The following is a 23,591-nucleotide window of genomic DNA, read 5'->3' as shown; positions in this document are numbered from 1 at the left end:
AAGGACTAGAACAGGGGGCTTACCATGGATTACATAATTGGGGTAATTGTATTAATTTTGATTTTCATCATTTGGGGTTATTTTTTCAAAAAGAAATATTTTAAAGAAATCGATCGACTGGAATCCTGGAAAATAAGCATCATGCACCGCCCCGTGCTGGAAGAGCTTTCTAAAGTCAAACAATTGAACATGACAGGTGAAACAGAGGAAATGTTCGAAAACTGGCGCATTGAATGGGACGCCATCATTACGGATCATATGCCCGAAGTCGAAGAGCTTTTATTCGATGCCGAGGAATTCGTCGATAAATACCGTTTCAGCCGATCAAAAGAGGTACAGCGCAAAATTACAGTCAAGCTGAATGAAATCGAAGAAATGATCAAAAAGATCTTATACGAACTGAATGAACTCGTAGGCAGTGAGGAAAAGAATCGATTGGAAATTGAGGATATCAAAGAATCCTACCGTCAATTGAAGAAATCCCTGCTTGCTCACAGGCATAATTATGGGAAAGCGGCTGATAAGCTGGAAAATTCCTTGGATGAAGTAGTGCAAATCCTCCAGAAGTATGAAGAAGAGACCGTGAACGGCAATTATTTGAATGCGAGGGAGCTTGTTCTATCCATTAAGGAAAAATTGGCGCTTCTGTCAGTTAAAATGGAAATGCTCCCAAAATTATTGGTAGATAGCCAATCAGAGCTGCATTCCCAGCTTCATGAATTGAAGGATGGTTATGAGGAGATGTCAGGGCAAGGTTATCTGTTGAGCCATATCCAATTCGAGCAGGAAATATCACGGCTTGAGGAAGAACTGGAACTATATAAAACACAATTGGAGAATGCCGAAACGGAAGCCGTGGAAAAGGGCATTAAGGAAATGCGCGAAAGCATTGAAGTGCTGTATGACCTTTTGGAAAAAGAAGTACTTTCAAAACAGTATATCTTGAAAAATGATGAAGTTCTCAGAAAAACGTTAAGTGACCTTGAATATGAAAACGATAAACTTAAAGTTGAAACCATACATGTTCAACACACATATCATTTGACGGAAAATGAGCTCGATGCACAACGGAAAATGGAAAAGCAGATTGCCCAGATTTCGAAACGCCATCAATTGCTCGTCTTGAAAATGGAGGATAATGTGATGGCAAGCTCCCTTATCAGTGAAGAGATGCAGGGGCTGGCGGCACAGTTGAAGGAATTACAGGAAAATCAGAAAGACTTTACCCTTAAATTACAGGCTTTACGAAAAGATGAAATGGATGCCAGGGATGCATTGGCCGAATTGAAACGCAAAATGGTCGATACTGGACGTTTAATTACAAAAAGCAATATTCCAGGTCTCCCAGAAGAGTATAAAGTGGTGCTTCAGGACGCCAAAGAAAGCATGGATGACGTTCAGGGGAAACTTGAAGAAAAGCCGCTTGACATGGCCTCTGTTTATATTTATTTGGAAAAGGCGGTTCAACAGGTGAATAGGGTCCACGAAAAAGCCAATGAATTGATCGAACATATGTATTTGGCCGAAAAGGTGATCCAATTCGGAAATCGCTATCGAAGCAGTCACGATATGGTTGCCGAGAGCCTTAGGGAGGCGGAGGCCAAATTCCGAAGCTACGAATATCAAGCCGCATTGGAAACGGCAGCCACGGCCATAGAAAAGGTCGACCCAGGCAGTTTACAAAAAATCGGGGCGAACATAGAAGAAGTCCTTTCCTAAAAAACCCGCCATGGCGGGTTTTTTTCTTTTACAGGACCCTGAATAGACTAGGCGGGAAGTTAAATCATTCTGCAGGAATAAAAAGAAGCAGGTCTCCTATCATTCAGTGGACCAGTGTTTTACATTCTCTTTCAAATTCAATTATGTTAATATTAGAAGTTGCAACAGCAACATTGAAACTTATATTTAGTAGAGTGACCATCATAGATACAAAAACATGGAAGGTGAACCCATGATTTATTTTGATAATAGTGCAACAACAAAACCATATCCCGAAGTAATCGAATCATTCATGAAGGTTGCTTCGGACTATTTCGGAAACCCCTCTTCGCTTCATGGACTTGGGGTGCAATCCGAAAAACTGCTTTCCGCTGCAAGAAAGCAAATCGCTGATTTATTAAAGGTGAAGAGTTCGGAAATATATTTCACTTCCGGGGGGACGGAAGGAAATAATCTTGCCATCAAAGGGGCCGCCCACTCTCAGGGAAATCGCGGCAAACACATAATCACGACAGCGATTGAACATCCATCTGTAGAAGATGCATGCCAATCATTGACGAAAATGGGCTTTGAGATCACATATCTTCCCGTTAACGAATTTGGGCAAATTGATGTAATGGATCTTAAGGAAGCATTGAGGGAAGATACCATTTTGGTTTCCGTCATGCATGTTAATAATGAAGTTGGCTCGATACAGCCGATTGCTGAAATTGGCAAATTGTTAAAAAAATACCCAAACGTGCTCTTTCATGTCGATAATGTACAGGGAACAGGCAAAGTTTCGTTATCATTGCGTGAAGCCAATGTGGATTTATGTACAATTTCCGGCCACAAGGTTCACGGCTTGAAGGGGACGGGCATCCTTTATGTTCGTGAAGGCGTTCGGGTCGATCCGCTTTTCCATGGTGGCAATCAAGAAACGAAAATCAGGAGCGGCACCGAAAATGTTGCGGGAATCGTCGCCCTATCGAAGGCTTTGCGTATTAGTATGAACAATCAATTGCTGTATCATGATAAGCTGCAGCAAATCAAAACTTATTTATATAAAGGCTTGAAGGAAATGGACGGAGTAATGGTTAACAGTCCTGAAAAGGGTGCACCCCATATTATGAATTTTTCCGTTCCGGGGCTTAAATCCGAGGTATTGCTGCATGCACTTGAATCGGAAGGAATATATGTTTCGACGACCAGTGCCTGTTCTTCGAAAAAAAGAACGGTAAGCAAAACGGTGGATGCGATGTTCCATAATTCAGCCCGTTCCGAAAGCGTCATCCGAATCAGTACTACCTATAGCAATGAAATGGAAGAAGCAAAGCATGTTCTGGCGGCGATACAGAAAATAGTCGCTAATTTAGAAAAAATAATGAGGGTTGCAAAATGAAATTTGATCATATAATTATCCGCTATGGAGAAATCTCCACGAAAAAAAGAAACCGTAAAGGCTTTGTAGACAAAATGAAGGCACATATCCGCTGGAGTTTAAAAGATATAGAAGGTGTAGTGCTTACTGCCAACCGGGAGCGGATGTACGTTCTCTTGAACGGTGCGGACCATAAGCCTGTCATTGAGCGGTTGAAAGGCATTTTTGGAATTCAGTCATTAAGCCCTGCAATAAAAATAGAGCGTGATCTTGAAGTGATGAAAACGGCAGCATTGTATTATCTTAATCATACTCTTGAAGAGGTGAACACGTTCAAAATCACGACAAAACGCGCGGATAAGGATTTTCCATATAATACCGATGAAATTAACAGGGCAATTGGCGGGCATTTACTTCGAAATACAGAAGATTTAAAAGTGGATGTAAAGAACCCTGATTTGAACCTGCTAGTGGAAGTGAGACGCGAAGCCGTGTATTTGACAGGTGAAATCATCCAGGGGGCAGGCGGTCTTCCATTCGGTTCAAGCGGGAAGGCGATGCTGATGCTTTCAGGCGGGATTGATAGCCCTGTTGCGGGATTCCTTTCGATGAAACGGGGATTGGACGTGGAAGCAATCCATTTTTACAGCCCGCCGTTCACAAGCGAACGTTCACGTCAAAAGGTCATTGATTTGGCAGGCAAGCTTGCAGAAATAAGTGGAAGCATGAAAGTGCATATCGTTCCATTTACGGAAATCCAATTATTGATTCAAAAACAAATCCCGGAAAACTACTCAATGACTACAACCCGGCGTTTAATGATGCGGGTCGCCGATCGAATCCGTGAAAAGGAAGAAGCCATGGCACTGATTACCGGTGAAAGCCTTGGACAGGTTGCGAGCCAGACGATGAGCAGCATGTTTGCCATCAATGAGGTGACGAATACACCGATCCTGCGTCCGCTGATTACCATGGATAAGACAGAAATCATCAAAATTGCAAGAGAACTTGATACTTTTGAAATATCCAATCTGCCGTACGAGGATTGCTGTACGGTCTTTACGCCGGCAAGCCCAAAAACGAAACCGAAACGTGAAAAAGTCAATTACTATGAAAGCTTCGTCGACTTTGAATCCTTGATTGAAAAAGCGGTCTCCGAAACAGAAATATTAACGGTTAAACCTGGTCAGACTTTCGATAAGGAAGAAGCGATGGAAGACTTATTTTAATATCCTGTAATTACCAATAAAATTGAACGAATGAAGCCATGTGTTTTAACACACTCTATAATCACAAGGAGGTGAAAAACACATGGCAAACAACAACAGCTCAAACGAATTATTGGTACCTGGAGTGGAACAAGCTCTACAACAAATGAAATATGAAATCGCTACAGAATTCGGCGTACAACTTGGTGCCGACACAACATCTCGCGCTAACGGTTCAGTTGGTGGAGAAATCACAAAACGCCTTGTTCAAATGGCTGAACAACAATTAGGCGGAGGATTCAACAGATAATTTAATAAACATGGCTACAGAGAGCGGGTTCTAACACCCGCTCTCTTTATTTATTTGTAAAAATAAATAGAAATATTAGAGAAGTATCTTGTATAATGAGTAGGTACTAAGAGTTCATAATTGGAGGGGAAGAATATGAAGCGTGAAGACTTATTGGCTCCGGAACATTACAACTTAGTGAGTGAAATGGAACGTTTTGCAAAAGATCCAGAAAAAGTTGCCGTCCTCTGGGAGAATGAAACCGGGGATAAAAAACAACTTACATATGAGAATTTATTAAAAAGTGCAAATAAAATCGGAAATGCCTTCAAGAAAAAAGGACTGGGTAAAGGTGATACGGTCCTTATCATAATCCCTCGTTTGGTGGAAGCTTATCAAGTGTATTTAGCCGCATTGAAAATTGGCATGATTGTCATACCTTGTTCCGAAATGCTTCGTGCGAAGGACTTGCAGTATCGAGTCAACCATGGTGATGTCAAAGGAATCATCAGTTATCATGAATATACTCATGAATTGAATGAAATAGAAGGGGCGGAAAGTCTCCTGAAATTTTCAATCGGAAAACGAATCGAAAATTGGCTGGATTTGAATGAGCTTGCCGATGAGGAATCAGATCAGCTGACTATGGCCGACACGAAGAGTGAGGATATGGCGTTCTTATCGTATACTTCCGGAACGACAGGAAATCCAAAAGGGGTCGTCCATACACATGGATGGGCTTATGCACATTTGAAAACGTCTGCAGCAAACTGGCTCGGCATCAGCGAAACGGATGTGGTTTGGGCAACTGCAGGCCCAGGGTGGCAAAAGTGGATCTGGAGTCCTTTCCTGGCGGTTCTGGGAACGGGAGCGGCCGGTCTTGCCTATCATGGGAAGTTCGAGGCGAAAAAATATCTTCAGCTGCTCCAGGACTACAAAGTGAATGCATTATGCTGCACACCGACCGAGTATCGATTGATGGCAAAGGCAGATAACCTTGATGACTATGATTTATCCCATCTTCATAGTGCTGTATCAGCGGGAGAGCCTTTAAATCAAAAAGTGTTCGAGGTCTTTAAAAACCATTTCAATATTGAAGTGCGTGATGGATATGGTCAGACCGAAAATACCCTGCTGGTAGGTGTAACGAAAGGCATGGAAATTAAATTGGGCTCCATGGGCAAACCGACTCCGGGCAACCATGTGGAAATCATTGATGATTCCGGTAAACCTTGTTCTCCTGGCATAGTGGGGGATATTGCCGTACATGTAGATACACCTGCTCTCTTTAAAGAATATTTTAAAGATCCCGAGCGGACATCGCAGCAATTCCGCGGGGACTATTATATCACCGGCGACCAAGCGAAAAAGGATGAAGATGGTTATTTCTGGTTTGAGGGTCGTTCTGATGATATCATCATCAGCTCGGGATATACGATTGGACCGTTTGAAGTGGAAGATGCACTTGTTAAGCATCCATTTGTTAAAGAGTGTGCCGTTATCGCAAGCCCTGATGAAATAAGGGGAAATGTGGTCAAGGCATATGTAGTTCTGATGGAGGATATCGATCCGAACAGTCAAGGCTTGATCCAGACGCTCCAATCGCACGTGAAAGAATTGACTGCCCCATATAAATATCCAAGGAAAATCGAATTTTTAGAAGAGCTGCCCAAAACGACATCAGGTAAAATCAAACGGGTAGATTTACGCAAAAGGGAAGAAGCACTCCTTAACAATTGATTGATAGCATTACCGTCAGCCCCCACGGCTGGCGTTTTTTTATTAACAGGTGTTTGGATAAAAGCATAAATTTGGGAATTCATGATATGAGATGGTACACTTACTGCATATCTGCACAGTAACAATCATTTAATAAGGAGTGTAAAGCCGGAATGGGAACGTTATGGTTCAATGGGTCGATTTATACGATGATTAAAGAAAACGATCAAGTAGAGGCAGTCTTCACTGAAAAGGGGGTAATTGTTGATACTGGCAGCCTGGACTATTTGAAAAATGAATATGCCGGCAATATTTCCAGGGAAATCGACTTAAATGGACAAACGATGCTGCCGGGATTAGTGGATAGTCACCTTCATTTGGTCGGGCATGGTGAAAGGCTGCTACGTTTAGACCTCTCTTTGATGGATAGCAGGGAGTCCATCTTGAAATCCTTGAAGGAAAAGTGCTCAAAAACCCCGGCTGGAAAGTGGATTGTTGCCGAAGGGTGGAATGAAAATGAATGGCCGAGTCCTGAATTGATATTACGGGATGAGCTTGACGCGATATCGACAGAACATCCCATCGTATTGAAAAGGATCTGCCGTCATGCCTTGGTGGTCAATTCCCGCGCCCTTTTGGAAGCGGATATTAAAGAAGATATAAAAGAACCTTCAGGCGGGGTGATCTGCCGTTATCCTGACGGACGTTTGAATGGTTTATTTAAAGAAAGTCAGGCGCAGAGCCTTATTTTAGACAGTCTTCCCGGCATTGATCAAGAGTATATCGAAAACGCGCTCACAGAGGCCATAGAAGACGCATATAAGCTAGGTTTGACTGGCGGACATACAGAGGACCTCCATTATTACAATGGCTTCATGCCGACATATCAGGCGTTTAAATCGGTAATCGAGGACCGGGAAATGGCCTTTCGCGCCAATTTGCTCGTCCATCACGAAGCGTTTGAAGAAATGCTGGCAGCAGGCGGCGGCTATCAGAAAGGTACGCGATATATCAAATTCGACAGCATGAAGATATTTACCGACGGCTCCTTGGGCGGACGCACAGCCCTGTTGAGCGAGCCTTATGTAGATCAAGAGGATACGAATGGAGTCGCGATATTCACTGAAAACGAGCTTCAGGAATGGGTGAAAAAAGCAAGGGATGCCGGAATGCCGATTGCTGTCCATGCGATTGGCGATCTCGCTTTTGAATACGTCTTGAATGCAATAGAAGCCCTCCCCCCGAAAAAGGGGCAGAGAGACCGGCTCATCCATGCGCAGATTGTCCGGCCGGAGCTGTTGGAGCGGGCGGCAAAGCTGCCGGTAATCTTTGATATCCAACCGGGTTTCGTCCCGTCCGATTTCCCGTGGGTGGAAGAAAAGGTTCCAGCCGATCTATTGGAATCATCCTATGCTTGGAAAACCTATTTGAAGTTGGGCATCATTTGTGCGGGAGGGTCGGATGCACCCATTGAACCATTAAATCCAATTTTGGGCATTCATGCAGCTGTCACAAGGATGAAAATCAACAGTGAGGACCGGACCGTATATGGCTTGGGCGAAAGGCTTTCCCTATACGAGGCTTTCGCACTGTATACAAAAGGGAGTGCTGCAGCAATCGGCCAGGAAAAACGTCGCGGTGTGATCATTGAAGGGTACGATGCCGATTTTACCGTGTTTAATCTGGATGTTTTTACTGTTGCGCCGGATGATCTCCTAAAAGCTGAGGCGGTCATGACGGTCATCGATGACAAAATCATGTATGATAAAAAATAACAGTTGCAAAAAAAGAAATGCGAATACAAAATTGTTAGATGGAATTAGATAAAGGAATGTAAATGGAAAGAAGGCTTGTTATGAAAGTGGATGAACAAAAAGAAGGGGCGATCTATGCAGCCCTTTCTTACATGATGTGGGGAGTCGTGCCGATTTACTGGAAGTTCCTTCAGGGAGTCGGTGCAACAGAAATTTTAGCTCAGAGGGTATTATGGTCTTTCGTGTTCATGCTGGTTTTATTGATGTTCATGAAAAAATGGCAAGCGTTTCTTGTTTATGTCAAAAACATATTGGGAAATCCCAAACTCTTTGCTGCATTACTAACGGCGTCACTGCTTGTTACAGCTAATTGGGGAGTGTTCATCTGGGCCGTTAACTCAGGACGGATCCTCGACACGAGCCTTGGATATTATATCAATCCGCTAGTCAGTGTACTATTGGGAGTGATAGTCTTAAAAGAAAAATTGAGCAGGGCCCAAATCATTTCATTCCTGCTTGCAGGAATCGGAGTCTTGATCCTTGGCATTCATTTTGGCACGATCCCGTGGATCTCTCTTGTTTTGGCCATGACGTTCGGATTATACGGTCTGGCAAAAAAAATGATCAAGGCCGAATCGGCGATCGGGCTGACGCTCGAAACGATGATGGTAACGCCTCTTGCCCTGGGTTACCTGATATACTTGATGAACAGGTCAGAAATGCAATTCTTTACAGAGGGAAGCACAAGCCTGCTGTTGGTGGGCGGCGGGATTGTCACGGCATTGCCTCTTTTATATTTTGCGAAAGGGGCGGAGAAGATCCCGTTATCGATGCTTGGCATTTTTCAGTATATCGCTCCGACCTTATCTTTATTGATCGGGGTATTCGTCTATCATGAAAGTTTTACTAAAGCACATCTTTTAGCCTTTTTGTTCATATGGTCAGCCTTGGCTGTTTATACATTATCCATAACGAAATGGGGTCAGGCAAGTGCCCGCAGGTTCAAAGGCAAAGGGAATATTGGTGCGTGAATAACAAAAAATGCTTGGGAGATTTCTCCCCAAGCATTTTTTTTATGCTGGTATTTAATGAAACGGCTATACGGCATAGGGGAAATGCCAGGGTCATGAAAGGTAAATATTCGAACCTATTTCAGAAACAATACAATTGGAAAGGCTGACAGGACTGTGATCAGGCTTTGCACGGGGGATATTTAGTTGGAATTTATTATAGAAGGAACTATCCAGGAAAATGATATGATCTGTCAGGAATGCTGATATGGTGGCGAACGGCTTTCTATTGCTATTTAATTCAGTGATGATTCCCTGTGCACTGGTAATCCCGATCCCGTGGCCATAAAAGAGGTTATTTCCTAATAATATGGCATTTTCACCTTGCCATTCAGGAGTTGCCTCGTCGTGTTCAGGGTTTTTGAAGTAAACGCAATCACCTGGTGAATAATCCCTTCCTTGATGAATGATGAGAGCCATATTTTGTGGAGGGTGCCAGTCATATAAAACTAGGTTTGAAAAAAGGTTGTCGAAATTCCTCGGGCCGATTAAATCCAAAATGGCCTTTAAAAAAGTGACGACTATTGCTGTCCCGCATTCGAAAGCATAAAGCCTTCCATTTATGAAAATGTCAACGATTGCAGCATGAGGGAGAATCCCTGGCTGAAGGGTAAAGGTGCCATCCTTTGAAAGGCGCCAATATTGTTTATTGGATTCCGATTCCTCAAGTGTGGAAAATTCTACATTACTTTTATCCAACGCAATAGCTGCCGCAATGACTCGATTCCTCAGTTGAATCTCGAAATTAAACTCTCCAAAGTTCCGATATTCAAAAACGTTAGAATCCTCCGCCAGCAATTGGACAATTTCAAGCGATTTAGCAGATGCTATTCCTGGTTGGATTTGACTGACATCTAACCATTTGTGATTAATCTTTATCATGATCATATCCACCTTTTGCTTATGAAATTAACGGTTTAAAAACCGGTAAACAAAAATGTCTACATGTAATGCTCATTATATGAATGCAAGCTTTGAATTGACTATTTGGAACGTGTCAGCCACCGTTGCAGCCGAGAATGATTGGAATGAAAAGAGGCAGAATTTTATTGCTTTCATTCCAAAAGATGTTTTGCTAGATATCCTAGAGTGCAAGGAATACCTTTCCAATTAGCGAGAAGAAGCAAATTAGTATTCCTTTTTCCCCATGAATTGATATAATGAGAGAGAAAAGTTCATATGTGCGAGAAATGTAGGGGGGCCAGTATGCTGGCTGAGATTGCATCCTTTAGATGCTGACTCTTTGAACCTGATCTGGATGATGCCAGCGGAGGGAACATATTATTACTGATTTTCTGTTTTGTATGTTAACGTCCGAATTCATCTTCGGGCGTTTTTTGCTTTTTTATCCAGTATTTGAATAAACCCTGGAGCCCCATTATGGTTCCGGCATATGGAACTTATATGATGTGTAGGAGGATAATGACTTGAATAAATTCTTGCCACTGTTAACTTCGTTGTTCCTTTTGGCTGGATGCGGTGCAGGCGGAACTAATGAAAAAGAAGAAGCATCTAAAAATGAAGGAAATGAAAAATTAAAAAAAGTATCGGTCGTGCTCGATTGGACACCGAATACAAACCATACAGGATTGTATGTAGCCAAGGAAAAAGGTTATTTTAAAGAACAAGGTCTTGATGTGGAAATTATCATGCCAGGTGAAGCCGGAGCTGATAAGCTTGTCGCTTCAGGGAAATCTGAATTTGGCGTGAGTTACCAGGAGGGCATAACGCAGGCCCGCGTGCAGGGCGTGCCGATTGTTTCGGTAGCTGCCGTCATTCAGCATAATACCTCGGGATTCGCTTCCCCTGAGGCAAAGAACATTAAAACTCCCAAGGATTTTGAAGGGAAAACGTATGGCGGCTGGGGGTCTCCGGTTGAAAAGGCCATCATTGATTCACTCATGAAAAAAGAAAATGCGGATGTAAATAAAGTGGATATAGTCAATACAGGAGACACGGATTTTTTCACTTCGGTTAAAAGGGATATAGATTTTGCCTGGATTTATTATGGATGGACAGGCATTGAGGCTGAATTGCGAAATGAAAAGCTTAATATGGTTTACTTAACCGAATACTCTGATAAGCTTGATTACTATACGCCTGTATTAACTACGAATGAAAAGATGATAAAAGAAGATCCGGAGACTGTTAAAGCATTCGTTCAAGCAGCTTCGAAAGGGTACCAGTTTGCGATCAAGAATCCTGACGATGCAGCGGACATATTAATTAAGTCTGCACCGGATCTTGATGCAAAACTAGTGAAGAAAAGCCAGGAGTGGCTTGCAGACAAGTATCAGGATGATGCTCCGCGATGGGGTGAACAAAAGCTTGAAATTTGGAAGAATTACAGTGATTGGATGACTGAAAATAAGCTTCTTGAAGGTGATTTCGATCCTGAAAAGGCATTTACCAATGAATTTTTACCAAAATAGGAGGAAATACAATGGCCAACTCATTAATTAGTATACAGATTATTCCTAAAGGGGAAAATGTCATCCCTATGGTCGATGAAGCAATCAAGATCATTGAAGAATCAGGTGTCAAGTATGAGGTTCACCCGCTAGAAACGACAATGGAGGGTGAGCTTTCCGAACTTTTTGCCGTGATAGAAAAAATGAATGTAAGAATGATTGAAATAGGATCGCCGAATGTCATTTCCCAAGTGAAAATATTATATCAGCCAAGCGGGATTACGATGGATACGTTAACGGAGAAATATCGCGCATGATCGGAAGGGGAATTTGGAAGAAGGGGGCTCCCTTCTTTCTTTTATTATTGTTGCTGATAGTATGGGAGTCAGTGACAGTCTTATTGAAAGTCGAAGAATGGCTGCTTCCCGCTCCATCGGCCATTTTCATTGAAGGAATTGAGTCGTCCCGCAATCTTTACGGACACCTTATATCCACAACCGAGCTTGCGTTGTCGGGTTTTTTTATTGGAAGCTGCATCGGCTTATTGATCGCGGCAATTTTACACCTATTTCCCGGTGTGAAGGACGCGGTTTATCCTCTGCTCATACTATCACAAAATATACCCATCATTGTTTTGGCGCCGCTCTTGGTGATCTGGTTTGGCTTTGGCATGCTGCCTAAGTTAATAGTGATTTCGCTTGTATGTTTTTTTCCGGTGGCGGTTGCATCATTGGAAGGTTTTCGCCAGACACCATACGAACTTAAGCATTATTTCAAGATGATGGGAGCGGGAAAAAATCAGTTATTTTGGAAGCTGGAACTTCCTCACTCGATTCCGTTCATTTTCTCCGGCCTGAAAATTTCAGCCACCTATAGTGTAATGGGTGCGGTTATTTCGGAATGGCTTGGAGCAAAATCGGGGATTGGTGTTTATATGACTCTCGCTTCCTCTGCGTTCAGGACAGATCGGGTGTTTGTTGCCATTTTCATCATCATGGGAATGAGCCTGATCTTTTTTGGAATCATCACCATCCTGGAGAAATACTTAGTTTCTTGGAAGAGAAAGGAGGGCGAAAAGGATGAAGCTGGAAATTAAAGACGTCTCCTATTCTTTCGATGATAAACAGAATATATTGGAGAAGATGAATTTCCATGTGGATGAAGGAGAATTTGTCACGATCCTTGGGCCATCAGGCAGCGGTAAAAGTACATTGTTCCACTTGATCGGCGGCATTTTGAAGCCGGATCATGGCATCATTTCACTGGATGGTAAAAAGATAAATGGCTTAAAGGGCCATATCAGCTATATGCCTCAGCAGCCTTCCCTTTTACCTTGGAGGACGGTATTGGAAAATGTTTTGCTTGGAAGTGAACTTGCTGGGGTCAGAGATAAAGAAAAGGCAAAAGCCCTTTTGATGAAAGCTGGATTAGAAGAGTACGAGAAAGCATATCCGCATGAATTATCTGGTGGCATGAAGCAAAGGGCCGCATTCATCCGGAGTATCTTAAGTCCACAGGACTTGATGTGCTTGGACGAACCCTTTTCTGCCTTGGATGAACTGACAAGATTGCAAATGCAAAAATGGCTGTTGTCGGTTTGGGAAGAAAATCGGAGGTCGGTGCTTTTTGTTACGCATAGCATAGATGAAGCGGTTTTCCTTTCAGATAGGATTTATGTGTTATCAGCAAAACCGGCTGCTGTCATCAAAGAAGTGGAAATTCCATTTCCAAGGCCAAGAAGTGAAGAACAGCTTCTTAGTGATGAGTTTTTTCATTTGAAGAGAGACTTATATGCAGCACTGAAACCAACTTTTTCTATTTAAGGGAGGCGATTAAACTTGAGGATCATCGACAGTCATATCCATTTGGACCGGTATGATGTTGTTAAGCGGAAGCAGATTCTGACTGACATGGAAATGGTTCATATGGAATCCTTACTGTCTGTTTCCATGAATTTGGCCTCTTCGATTAACAATTATCAGCTCTCACTGAAGGATTCACGAATAAAGCCTGCCTTTGGTTTTCATCCAGAGCAGCCCCTCCCAAGCGATGAAGAAGTGAACGAACTTTTGAACTGGATGCGGGAACATCGTCAAGATATGGTTGCCATAGGTGAGGTTGGGCTGCCCTATTACTTAAGGCAGGAAAATCCCGATATTGATAACTCAGCGTATATAGTGATACTGGAGAGGTTCCTGACCTTAGCTAAAGAGGTTGAAAAGCCGGTTATCCTTCATGCCGTACATGACGATGCACCCATCGTTTGCGACCTTTTGGATAAGCATCAAATCACAAAGGCACACTTTCATTGGTTTAAAGGCGATATCCGGACAGTCGAAAGAATGGCCGAAAAGGGCTACCGCATTTCGATTACACCTGATGTTTGTTATGAGAGAGAAATACAGGAATTAGTTTTTGCATACCCACTTAAGCTGATGATGATTGAAACGGATGGACCATGGCCGTTTGAAGGGGTTTTCAATGGGAAATGGACCCATCCCGGCATGATGCATGAGAGTGTGCGTCAGATTGCTTCGATTAAAGGATTGCCGATTGAGGATGTCTATGAAATCCTTTATCAAAATACGAAAGATTTTTATCATATATAAAGGTACCGGTTACCATACCCGGTACCTTTTTTTAGTTCAAAGAAAGGTTCTTTTAACCTTTTCCCAAAAGGAATTGTCTTTTAGCTTAACGGTCTTGATGACTTTACCGCTTAACCGGACCTTTACCTTTTCGACATGATTGATGCTTAGTGCTTCATTGTCCATTCCAATGATCGGATAGCTTGGTCCGTTTTCTTCAAGGTGGATGGTCAACGTCTTATCACCGCTTAAAATAAATGAGGAACCTAGGGTCCGATAGGTATTATTATTGACGGAAGCAAGTTCACTCACTTGAAAGCAAGGGAGGAGAGGATCGACAACGGCCCCATTGACTGATTTATTATAGGCGGTGCTTCCAGTCGGGGTCGCAATGATAATCCCGTCCCCGCGAAAAGTTTCAAAATGGAGTTGATCAATGAAAATATCCATGATGAACGTTTTGGTGATGGAAGACCGGATACTGAGTTCATTAAGGGCATAAAAGGAGGGCTGATCGTCCAATTGGATAGCGATAGTTGGATATTTACGTACCTCGATTTGCTCTTTTGTCATGGCATCGATCATTTTATCACTGTCTTCCAAGTGGAAATCGCAATACATATTCAAGTTACCTGTGGTGGAAATGCCCGCATATAAACAGTCATCCCTGAATCCGGTTTTACGGGCTGCCTGCAGGAATGTGCCGTCATCACCGATGCTTACGATGATGTTTGCTTTCGTGAAATCCTGGATGACTTCATACGAATGTTGCTTCGCCAAGTCTGACAAGTATTCCACCTTGCTGATCATCTCTGCATTCGGTGCATGGAAAAAATAAATATTCCTTCGAGTGTTCATCATGTACCCCCCTAGTATGTATGGTGATGAAAGGGCTTTCTTTTCTTTCAAGAAGGGAAAGCCGCCAGTACAAAATGAAGCTGCACATTTCGTACACTTTTATATGACATAGTTTATCATGGAATGAAGCATTTTTGTTATTCGTTTGAGGAAGCAGTATCGAAGAAAGAGTGATTAACTGGATAGCGAAGCAGTTCCTTTTAGGAAGTGAAAAGCGAATGATGGTATAATTAATTCTCAATAAGGGCTCTTTCAATCCCTGTCATACAATGGGTATATGATTAAATGGTGAATAGGGTTCGGATATATAAGAAAGTAGGTTATGTGTATGAAAGTACATATCATTGCCCCGTATGAATCAATGATTCCAATAATTAAAGCGTGCGTGCCTCTTTATCCAGATTTAGGAATAGGGTATTCAATAGGAGACTTGGAAAAGGGTGTGGAACTTGCGAAATTGGAAGAGGAAAACGGAGCGGATGCTATAATCAGCAGGGGAGGAACGGCCAAGTTAATTAAGAAATCCGTCAATATCCCAGTGATCGACATGCACCTTTCCGGTTATGATATGATTCGTTCCCTGACATTAGCCAGTGAGCTTAAAGATAAAACGGCGATCGTGGGATTTTCAAATATAACATCAGGTGCCCAATCGATAATCGACTTATTGGACCTTCCTTTACAGGTTTATACGGTCCGTGAGTCAAAAGATGTTGCTCCTCTCATTTTGACTTTGAAAAACGAGGGTTATAAACAGATCGTTGGTGATGTGATTACAATCAATACAACCATCTCTTATGGCATGAAAGGATTCCTCATTCAATCGGGAAAGGAATCAATCATAAGGGCAATCAATGATGCGAAGGAAATGATCACCTATCTTCAATACAAAAGCGACATCAATAGGATGTTTGAAAGGCTTTTAGTCAAAGAAGTCCAAAATATCGTCATTTTAAATAGTGATAATCAAATCGTCTATGAGCATTTAACTGATTTTGACTCCAATCCATTGACCGATGATCAATTTAGAAGCATGAATGGAGAAGTGAACGTAAGTAAGCAGCTGCATACCAGTTTTTCACACGATGGCAGCAGTATAGAGGTAGACGGCTTTTGGCATGATGGTTTGTACTCGTCATATGGGGTTTATGTATTAGATGCCAGTCCAATGAAACGATTCGATCAAAAAGGTGTACAGATCAAGGCAGCTTCTATCTCAGAACCGATTGCCTTGGATACCGTTCTGATCAAAAATGTAACAGCACTCTATAAGAACCATGAAATCATTCACTTAAAAGGAAATCGAGGGACGGGTAAAGAGTTTCTTGTCAATCATATACATAATGAACAAACAAAAAATGGAAATCTCCTTACAATTGATTTCAAAGAATTCAAGGAAGCTGATCTTAACAAGCTGCCTCTTGAGCATATCCGCACCATAACTATGAAGAATATCGATTGTCTGCAGGATTATGAACCATTAAGAGAATTTCTAAGCACTTGCTGCAGAAAAAGTCTATCGATATTCATTGTAGCAAATGTTCAAATCAACGAAGCCATTGCTGGAAATTTTGCAATAAATACGATTCATATGCAGGATTTATCGCAACGTAAGAGCGATATAGGAAACTTAACGAAATTCTTCTTATCCTATTATCATCAGAAGTACGGAACAACGGCGATGAATATAAAAAGTGATGCCCTTGCACTTCTGGAAGAGTATTCGTATCCTAACAACATTGACGATTTAAAACAATTAATTAAGCAAATAGCCTTGAATGAACAAGAGTATGTGATACGAAAGGAAACGATCGAGAAAATAATAGCTGATAATAACATTCCGACTGATATCTTCGTTTCACAAAAAGCGACGCTAAAAGAAATGGAAAAGTATATCATTCAGCGAGTTCTTAAAGAGGAAAATTATAATCAAACGAAAACTGCCGAACGATTGGGTATCAACCGGGCAACATTATGGCGCAAACTTAAAGAATGACTTTAAGTTTGCTTTTTTTTTGATTAAAGTGTTGCATTTTTAAACTATTTTCATTAAAAATAGTTTTATATTTTCATAAGTGTTGCTTTTATTAACATCATATTCTAATATAAAGTTTGTAAGCGCTTTAATAATAAAACAAAGGGGTTTTTATTATGAGAATTAAAGCAACGCTTGATCGTATCCCAGGGGGGATGATGGTTGTTCCGCTATTGCTGGCAGCCACTATCAATACATTATTTCCTAGTCTATTAAGGATTGGCGGTTTTACGGAAGCACTGTTCGTGAACAGTTCAAGTGCTTTGATAGCATTATTCCTATTAATTGCCGGAACGCAAATCAATCTTCGTACAGCAGGAACTTCGGTAAAAAAGGGCGTTACACTTTTAACATATAAATGGGTGTTAGGAGCGCTGGTCGGGCTACTAGGATTCTGGCTGGCCGATAGTAACGGATTATTTTTAGGAATGGCACCATTGGCAATTATTGCAGCCATGACAAATTCCAATGGCGGGCTTTATATTGCATTAGCCGGTCAGTATGGGAAGGAAGAAGACAAGGCCGCCTACCCATTTCTCGCCTTAAGTGACGGTCCATTCTTAACAATGGTAGCACTTGCTATTTTCGGGACAATGGGCTTCGCTGATGGCATGTTCTCTCCAACTTCGTTCATTGCCGTATTGCTTCCGCTGCTAGTCGGGGTGGTATTGGGGAATTTAGATTCCGAGATGAAAGATTTCCTTTCTAAAGGAAGCGATAAGCTTGTTCCGTTCTTTGCCTTTTCATTAGGTATGGGGATTAATTTCACAGCGATAATCCAAGGAGGATTAAGTGGGGTATTACTTGGTGTGATTACAGTTCTCCTAACTGGTGGAGGAGGGTATCTGATCTTTAAATGGATAGGATGGAACCCTATTGTCGGTGCTTCCGAAGGTTCCACTGCGGGTAATGCTGTCGGGACCCCGGTAGCTATCGTGGCAGCAAATGCCTCATTCGGAATCCATGCTGAGCTTGCTACGGTTCAAATTGCAGCAAGTGTCGTGACAACAGCTATCCTTCTCCCGATATTCATCGGCTTCCTATCCAAGCACTTGGATAAGAAGGGTGGAGTGGCTAAATACAATAATTAGGCTAGCCCATGTTTTGGAGGGGATTGAAAATGAAATTAGCGATCATAGCGGATGATTTAACGGGTGCCAATGATAGCGGGGTCCAATTAGCTCGACATGGTCTTAAAACGACCGTACTATTTGGATTGGATGAAGAAAATGTACGAAATTATGATGCCGTCGTATTTGATACAGACAGCCGCTCACTGGAGAGGCAAGATGCTTACGATAAAGTCAAGGCAGCAGCAGGTTTTTTAAAGCAGGCTGGCTTCTCAACGATCTTCAAAAAGCTGGATTCGACAATGCGCGGAAATATCGGTGCTGAAATGGATGCCATGTATGATGCTATAAAACCGGATTTAGTCATGATTGCTCCAGGGTATCCCAAAAATGGAAGATCCATTCTGGATTCTACCCATTATTTAAATGGCATCCCTCTTGGCGAAACAGAGATTTCCAAGGATCCAAAAACGCCTGTGACCCAATCATATCTGCCAGAGTTGATTGGTTCCCAGACATCACATCGAATTGGTACAATTACAGTGGGAGATTTGGAAAAAGGCAAAAACCATGTGAACAATAAGTTAAAAGGGTTTATAGACGATTCGATAACGTATATCATCATCGATGCAACCGAAGAGCAGCATTTGAAAGACATATTGAATTATACAAAGGAAATGGATCTTGAATTGGCCTGGGCGGGATCGGCAGGAATCGCCAATTACCTGCCTGACCATTATTCCATTCCACAAAAGGTAAATCGATTGACGATCCCTAATTCTAGCTCGCCGGTCCTTACGGTGATCGGAAGTGTAAATAAGAATTCACGGAAACAATTGAAAAAAATGTTGGAACAGATACAGGTACATGCAATATCATTCGAGTCCCATAAAGCTGTAGGGGACGACCGGGAAAGAACAGAGGAAATCAGGAGAGTCTATCATGAGGCCATCCAAATGGCAGCAGAAGGGCAGGATGTCGTCATTTATTCCACTGCAGAAAAAGCGGATATTGAAATGGCTTGGAAAACGGGCGAATCTAAAGGCCTTACTCATACTCAGGTCAGCAACGAGATTGTGAAAGCGATTGGCACAGTATGTTCTGTCCTGTTAGAGAAACAATATTTTAAAGGTGTGACAATGACCGGCGGCGATACAGCCAAGCAAATATGCAATCTATGGGATGTAAAAGGTTTCGAATTGCTTGATGAACTGGAAATAGGAGTCCCTATCTCCAAATTCTTGGGTAATGACGCTATTTATGTCGTCACGAAAGCTGGAGGATTTGGTTCAGAGGACGTATTTATCCATGCGTTGAATAAGTTGAAAGGGGAGAATGCTTGATGAGACCCATTATCGGAATTACTATGGGAGATGCGGCGGGTATTGGCCCGGAAATTATCGTAAAAGCATTGGCCCACGTTGAGGTGTATCAACAGTGCAGGCCGCTTATTATCGGAGATGCGAAAATAATAGAAAAGGTAAAGCCTATCGTAGGCTTTGAGGGGATGGTGCATGCCATTAAAGATCCTGCAGAGGCGAAGTATGAGTTCGGTTCGATAGATGTTCTGGATTTGGACATCCTGCCTTTGGACCTTCCGTTTGGAGAGGTTTCTGCTCTAGCGGGAGACGGCGCCTTTAAATTTTTGGCAAAGGCCATCGACTTGGCAAAGGAGAAGAAAATTCATTCAATCTGTACGGCCCCTTTGAATAAAGAAGCGCTCCACAAAGGTGGTCATATGTACCCTGGCCATACAGAGATTCTTGCTGATCTTACAGGTACAGATGACTTTTCGATGATGCTGACCACTCCCAATTTAAAGGTCATCCATTTGACGACTCATATGGGGCTGATCGAAGCTATCGAAAGCATTAATCCTGAGCGGACGTACAGAGTGATTAAGCTTGCACATGAAACGCTGACAAAGGCGGGCTTTCAAAACCCAAGCATCGCTGTTTGTGGTATAAACCCCCATGCAGGGGAAAATGGCTTATTTGGAAATGGTGAAGAAGAAGAGAAATTAATGCCTGGAATAGAACGGGCACAGGGTGAGGGAATCAATGTAAGCGGGCCGCTTCCTGCAGATACATTGTTCTTCAGGGCTGGCCGTGGAGATTTTGATATTGTCATTGCCTGTTATCATGATCAGGGACATGCCCCGATCAAGGTCATGGGAATTGAGGCTGGAGTCAATATTACCGTAGGGCTCAAGGGCGGCATAGTCCGAACTTCCGTAGATCATGGGACAGCATTTGATATTGCCGGGAAGAATATCGCTGATGAAAAAAGCATGCTTGCGGCCATTCAGTCAGCAATTGAATTAGCTCCAAAGCAATAAATATAGAAGCTGCCGGGATGAATCCCGGCAGCTTTTTAGTTTGGCTGATTTTCCGTTTAAAGCATGGCCTGCTCCGGCTCAAAATTAGAAACTTGAGGAAATTTTTTTATTTGCATGTATAACATCATCCCTCTTTTGTATAAATAGGAAAGAAAGGTATATGCAAATTGTACAAAATGCACCAATGCATTTCCAATTAGAGGATTATTTGCTACAATTTTATATGTCTTAGTTTATCATGGAATGAAACATTTTCATCATTAGTTCGTATGGTAAGAAGGATACATATATTTAAGGGGGAAAACAGATGAATGGAAAGCGTTGGGCGGCACTTGGAATCGCAGCCGTTTTATTTTTTGTCTCTATTGCTGTTGGGGCGGTTACGACTCTATTTACAGCGGATACGGAAAATATCATTGATGAATTATTTGCTTCCGAAAGTGCATTTTACGAGGAAGTCATAGAAGGCGATGATTACTCAAATGTTATTGCCGTATTTGATGTAGAGGGCACGATTCAAGATACAGGAGAAGCCTCATTACTTAGTTCAGCAACATATAATCACCGTGCCTTCATGGATAAGCTGAAGATGGCAGAGGAAAATGATGATATCAAAGGAATCATCCTTCGGGTCAATTCTCCAGGAGGCGGTGTCGTCGAAAGTGCAGAGATTTATGACAAGATCCTTGATATCAAGAAAGTGAAAAAACCTGTCTATGTTTCCATGGGGTCTATGGCGGCTTCCGGCGGATATTATATTTCTGCACCAGCCGATAAGATATATGCTAGCCCAGAAACGATGACGGGTTCACTTGGCGTCATCATGCATGGGTATAATTACGAGAAGCTGGCCAAGAAATATGGTGTCGAGTTCGAAACCATCAAAAGCGGACCACACAAGGATATTATGAGCCCGACCAGGGAGATGACTGGGGAAGAACGTGAAATACTGCAAAATATGATTAATAATTCTTATGATCAATTTGTAAAAGTAATTGCAGACGGACGCGGTATGACAGAGAAGGAAGTAAGGGAAATTGCCGATGGACGCATTTATGATGGGCGTCAGGCTAAAGAAAACCATCTAATCGATGATTTCGGCCATTTGGATGATGTAATTGCCGCAATGAAAACGGATATCGGTGAAAAGGATGCTCAAGTTATCCGTTATACAGATGAGGCAGGTTTTGGTTCATTATTCAGTATGGGTGCGCAAAAAATGTTGGGAAATGATGTGGAAACGGCAGTCTTGACAAAAATCCTTTCCTCTTCAAATTCTCCACGCTTAATGTATTTGTATGCGGAATAGGGGGGCTGAAGGATGACGGAACGAAATGAAAACAATGAACAAATCGCTTCATCCAATCTAATGGCAGATCAAGAGGTTCCCGTTCAGCAGGAATTTACACCAGCCAATAAGACCGTGGATGATGACGGAGTCAAGAAAGTGCATTTTGCAGGTTTTTGGATGAGGTTTTGGGCCTATCTAGCCGATCTATTGGTTATCGGAAGTTTGAACCGGATTTTGATTCATCCGATCTTCAAGTTTTATGAAGGGACAGATGATCTCTGGTTTTCCGCGGAGGGCTTCTTAACGGGGGTCGTATTCTTCTTATACTTTGTTTTGATGACCAAATTCTTGAACCAAACCCTTGGCAAGATGATTTTTGGACTGAAAGTCGTGGCATTGAAGGAAGAGAAAAAAACCATTTCATGGGGTACGATATTGTTCAGGGAGCTGATTGGCCGCTATATTTCAAAAGTCACTTGGATTGGCTATCTCTTGGCAGGGCTTTTACCGAAGAAACAGGCATTGCATGATGTCTTTGCAGACACGGGCGTTGTGTTGATCAGAAGATGATTTCTTCCATTCATAAATCTGTAAGAGCGGGATTTTCGCTTTTGCAGGTTTATTTTTTTTGCATATGCCGATAATGATAGGCTGAAGGGGTGTGGGTGCATGAAGTGGCTTTTGTTGATTATAGGTATCCTCATTTTAGTGCTGCTGATTGTTGTTTTCACTAATGTAAGAGTGTATATCGACTACAAACGTATCCAAACGAATGACCAAATACATATTAAATTATCAGCTTGGTATGGGCTTTTTCACTATACATTCAAGGTTCCGGTCATCAAAATGGAAGATGACTCTACGGCTATAGTAGTAAAGGAAGAGCAAGAAATGACCGGAAAAACCGAAAAGGAAGAAAAGAAAAAAATTACAGCCGAAGATTTGCGTGACGGATTCGCAGACAGTCTGGAGATGCTTCAGCATATAATCGGATTTCATAGGATCGTCCGTCAATTCACAGGGAAAGTCCAAGTCAAAAAATTCACCTGGCATAGTATGGTCGGTACTAAAAACGCTGCACACACCGGTGTTTTAACTGGAGCATGCTGGGCACTTAAAGGTTCAATCATCGGGTTGCTGACAACCTATTTCAACTTCCGGATCATGCCCTCCTATTCCATTACACCCGACTTTCAGAGATGGCAGGCAAACACGTCGATTTCCTGCATATTACAATTTAGAATCGGGCAAGCTATGGTGACTGGAATAAAACTGCTTCGTTATAGGAAAGGCGGAAAGCCGCATTTCAAGTCGAGGAAATTAGCGAAGCTATCAGATGATTCCAATAAACAATCGTTCTAGAGGGAGGAATTTAAATGTCAGATCATCCGATCCAAGGTTTAATGAAAGAAGCTATGGAAAATCTGAAAGAAATGGTTGATGTGAACACGATCATCGGGGATCCGGTGGAGACTCCGGATGGAAGTGTCATTTTAACCGTATCCAAAGTGGGATTTGGTTTTGCAGCCGGTGGCAGCGAATTTATGATGGATGGGAACCATCAAGGACAGCAAGGTGGTTCCAAGCAGCCTTTTGGCGGCGGTAGCGGCGGTGGGGTTTCCATAACACCAATTGCTTTTTTGATTGTCGGTTCCCATGGGGTGAAAATGATTCATCTGGATGAAGGGACACATCTTCTCGAAAAAATGATGGATTTAGCTCCTCAAGTCGTCGATAAAATTCAGTCCATGCTATCCAAGAAAGACAGTAATCAAAAGCAAGGCAGTAATCAAGGCGGCAGTCAACCAGCTGTAAAGAGGTATCAAGAACCTAAACAGGATATAGATTTCTAACTGTGACTCGGCACCCGCCGAGTTTTCT

Annotated in this window: 22 protein-coding genes and 1 riboswitch; of the genes, 20 read left to right on the top strand and 2 right to left on the bottom strand. The window is 42.3% G+C overall.

Annotation, left to right across the window (positions count from 1 at the left end; genetic code table 11):
* Positions 1-24 precede the first annotated feature (24 nt).
* From ezrA to rarD, 7 genes are all read left to right on the top strand, one after another.
* Positions 25-1,719 (top strand): septation ring formation regulator EzrA, encoded by a 1,695-nt coding sequence (ezrA, locus tag MKY17_RS20700; protein ID WP_098369942.1) that lies wholly within the window; start codon positions 25-27, stop codon positions 1,717-1,719.
* 232 nt (positions 1,720-1,951) lie between these two features.
* On the top strand, positions 1,952-3,100 hold the full coding sequence (locus MKY17_RS20695; RefSeq protein WP_339200536.1) for a cysteine desulfurase family protein: 1,149 nt from the start codon (positions 1,952-1,954) through the stop codon (positions 3,098-3,100).
* A complete protein-coding gene (gene thiI / locus MKY17_RS20690) occupies positions 3,097-4,308 on the top strand; it encodes a tRNA uracil 4-sulfurtransferase ThiI (protein WP_098369944.1) in 1,212 nt (403 codons plus the stop codon). The genes MKY17_RS20695 and thiI overlap by 4 nt, the downstream gene beginning before the upstream one ends.
* A gap of 82 nt (positions 4,309-4,390) precedes the next feature.
* Positions 4,391-4,597: an alpha/beta-type small acid-soluble spore protein gene (locus MKY17_RS20685; protein WP_034309203.1), complete on the top strand. Its 207-nt coding sequence runs from the start codon at positions 4,391-4,393 to the stop codon at positions 4,595-4,597.
* Between the two features lie 135 nt (positions 4,598-4,732).
* Entirely contained in the window at positions 4,733-6,316 is a 1,584-nt protein-coding gene (locus MKY17_RS20680; RefSeq protein ID WP_141993925.1) for an acyl--CoA ligase, read from the top strand.
* A 152-nt stretch (positions 6,317-6,468) separates the two neighbouring features.
* Entirely contained in the window at positions 6,469-8,070 is a 1,602-nt protein-coding gene (locus tag MKY17_RS20675; protein WP_144526542.1) for an amidohydrolase, read from the top strand.
* An 80-nt stretch (positions 8,071-8,150) separates the two neighbouring features.
* Complete coding sequence (rarD, locus tag MKY17_RS20670; protein WP_098369947.1) at positions 8,151-9,080, top strand: EamA family transporter RarD; 930 nt, start codon at positions 8,151-8,153, stop codon at positions 9,078-9,080.
* A 93-nt stretch (positions 9,081-9,173) separates the two neighbouring features.
* On the opposite strand, the gene MKY17_RS20665 is transcribed toward rarD, so the two are convergent.
* Positions 9,174-10,001 (bottom strand): protein-glutamine gamma-glutamyltransferase, encoded by an 828-nt coding sequence (locus MKY17_RS20665; RefSeq protein WP_339200534.1) that lies wholly within the window; start codon positions 9,999-10,001, stop codon positions 9,174-9,176.
* Positions 10,002-10,303: 302 nt separating this feature from the next.
* Positions 10,304-10,412, top strand: a riboswitch (TPP riboswitch).
* 134 nt (positions 10,413-10,546) lie between these two features.
* Between MKY17_RS20665 and MKY17_RS20660 the strand changes: the two genes are divergently transcribed.
* From MKY17_RS20660 to MKY17_RS20640, 5 genes are read left to right on the top strand one after another with little or no spacing between them, the layout of a single operon-like run.
* Positions 10,547-11,551 carry an ABC transporter substrate-binding protein gene (locus MKY17_RS20660; RefSeq protein WP_098369948.1) on the top strand — a complete coding sequence of 335 codons (1,005 nt, stop codon included), beginning with the start codon at positions 10,547-10,549 and terminating at the stop codon, positions 11,549-11,551.
* Positions 11,552-11,562: 11 nt separating this feature from the next.
* A complete protein-coding gene (locus tag MKY17_RS20655) occupies positions 11,563-11,847 on the top strand; it encodes a thiamine-binding protein (protein ID WP_034309193.1) in 285 nt (94 codons plus the stop codon).
* Positions 11,844-12,626, top strand: a complete 783-nt coding sequence (locus tag MKY17_RS20650) for an ABC transporter permease (RefSeq protein WP_144551105.1) — start codon at positions 11,844-11,846, stop codon at positions 12,624-12,626. The genes MKY17_RS20655 and MKY17_RS20650 overlap by 4 nt, the downstream gene beginning before the upstream one ends.
* Positions 12,610-13,353 carry an ABC transporter ATP-binding protein gene (locus tag MKY17_RS20645; RefSeq protein WP_339200532.1) on the top strand — a complete coding sequence of 248 codons (744 nt, stop codon included), beginning with the start codon at positions 12,610-12,612 and terminating at the stop codon, positions 13,351-13,353. Before MKY17_RS20650 ends, MKY17_RS20645 begins: the two co-directional genes overlap by 17 nt.
* 15 nt (positions 13,354-13,368) lie before the next feature.
* Entirely contained in the window at positions 13,369-14,139 is a 771-nt protein-coding gene (locus MKY17_RS20640; protein ID WP_339200531.1) for a TatD family hydrolase, read from the top strand.
* 36 nt (positions 14,140-14,175) lie between these two features.
* Here the strand turns inward: MKY17_RS20640 and MKY17_RS20635 are convergent, their stop codons facing one another.
* On the bottom strand, positions 14,176-14,976 hold the full coding sequence (locus MKY17_RS20635; RefSeq protein ID WP_098369952.1) for an NAD kinase: 801 nt from the start codon (positions 14,974-14,976) through the stop codon (positions 14,176-14,178).
* A 328-nt stretch (positions 14,977-15,304) separates the two neighbouring features.
* On the opposite strand from MKY17_RS20635, the gene MKY17_RS20630 reads away from it, so the two are divergent.
* The 8 genes from MKY17_RS20630 (at position 15,305) to ytfJ (ending at position 23,563) form a co-directional block, all read left to right on the top strand.
* Positions 15,305-16,972 (top strand): PrpR N-terminal domain-containing protein, encoded by a 1,668-nt coding sequence (locus MKY17_RS20630; protein ID WP_339200530.1) that lies wholly within the window; start codon positions 15,305-15,307, stop codon positions 16,970-16,972.
* 155 nt (positions 16,973-17,127) lie between these two features.
* A complete protein-coding gene (locus MKY17_RS20625; RefSeq protein WP_063232702.1) occupies positions 17,128-18,102 on the top strand; it encodes a 2-keto-3-deoxygluconate permease in 975 nt (324 codons plus the stop codon).
* Between the two features lie 29 nt (positions 18,103-18,131).
* Entirely contained in the window at positions 18,132-19,424 is a 1,293-nt protein-coding gene (locus MKY17_RS20620) for a four-carbon acid sugar kinase family protein (protein ID WP_339200528.1), read from the top strand.
* Positions 19,424-20,419, top strand: a complete 996-nt coding sequence (gene pdxA / locus MKY17_RS20615) for a 4-hydroxythreonine-4-phosphate dehydrogenase PdxA (RefSeq protein WP_098369955.1) — start codon at positions 19,424-19,426, stop codon at positions 20,417-20,419. The genes MKY17_RS20620 and pdxA overlap by 1 nt, the downstream gene beginning before the upstream one ends.
* A 307-nt stretch (positions 20,420-20,726) precedes the next feature.
* Entirely contained in the window at positions 20,727-21,728 is a 1,002-nt protein-coding gene (gene sppA / locus MKY17_RS20610) for a signal peptide peptidase SppA (protein ID WP_339200527.1), read from the top strand.
* Positions 21,729-21,740: 12 nt separating this feature from the next.
* Positions 21,741-22,280, top strand: coding sequence for an RDD family protein (locus MKY17_RS20605; protein ID WP_260399618.1), 540 nt, complete (start codon positions 21,741-21,743; stop codon positions 22,278-22,280).
* Between the two features lie 99 nt (positions 22,281-22,379).
* Positions 22,380-23,072, top strand: coding sequence for a DUF2953 domain-containing protein (locus MKY17_RS20600; RefSeq protein WP_339200525.1), 693 nt, complete (start codon positions 22,380-22,382; stop codon positions 23,070-23,072).
* Positions 23,073-23,086: 14 nt separating this feature from the next.
* Positions 23,087-23,563 (top strand): GerW family sporulation protein, encoded by a 477-nt coding sequence (gene ytfJ / locus MKY17_RS20595; protein ID WP_098369959.1) that lies wholly within the window; start codon positions 23,087-23,089, stop codon positions 23,561-23,563.
* Positions 23,564-23,591: the final 28 nt, after the last annotated feature.

Source organism: Peribacillus sp. FSL P2-0133 (assembly GCF_037975445.1).
Taxonomy (GTDB): domain Bacteria; phylum Bacillota; class Bacilli; order Bacillales; family DSM-1321; genus Peribacillus; species Peribacillus simplex_E.
The sequence above is the reverse complement of the archived record's forward strand: the minus strand, read 5'-3'. Positions and strand labels throughout refer to the sequence as shown.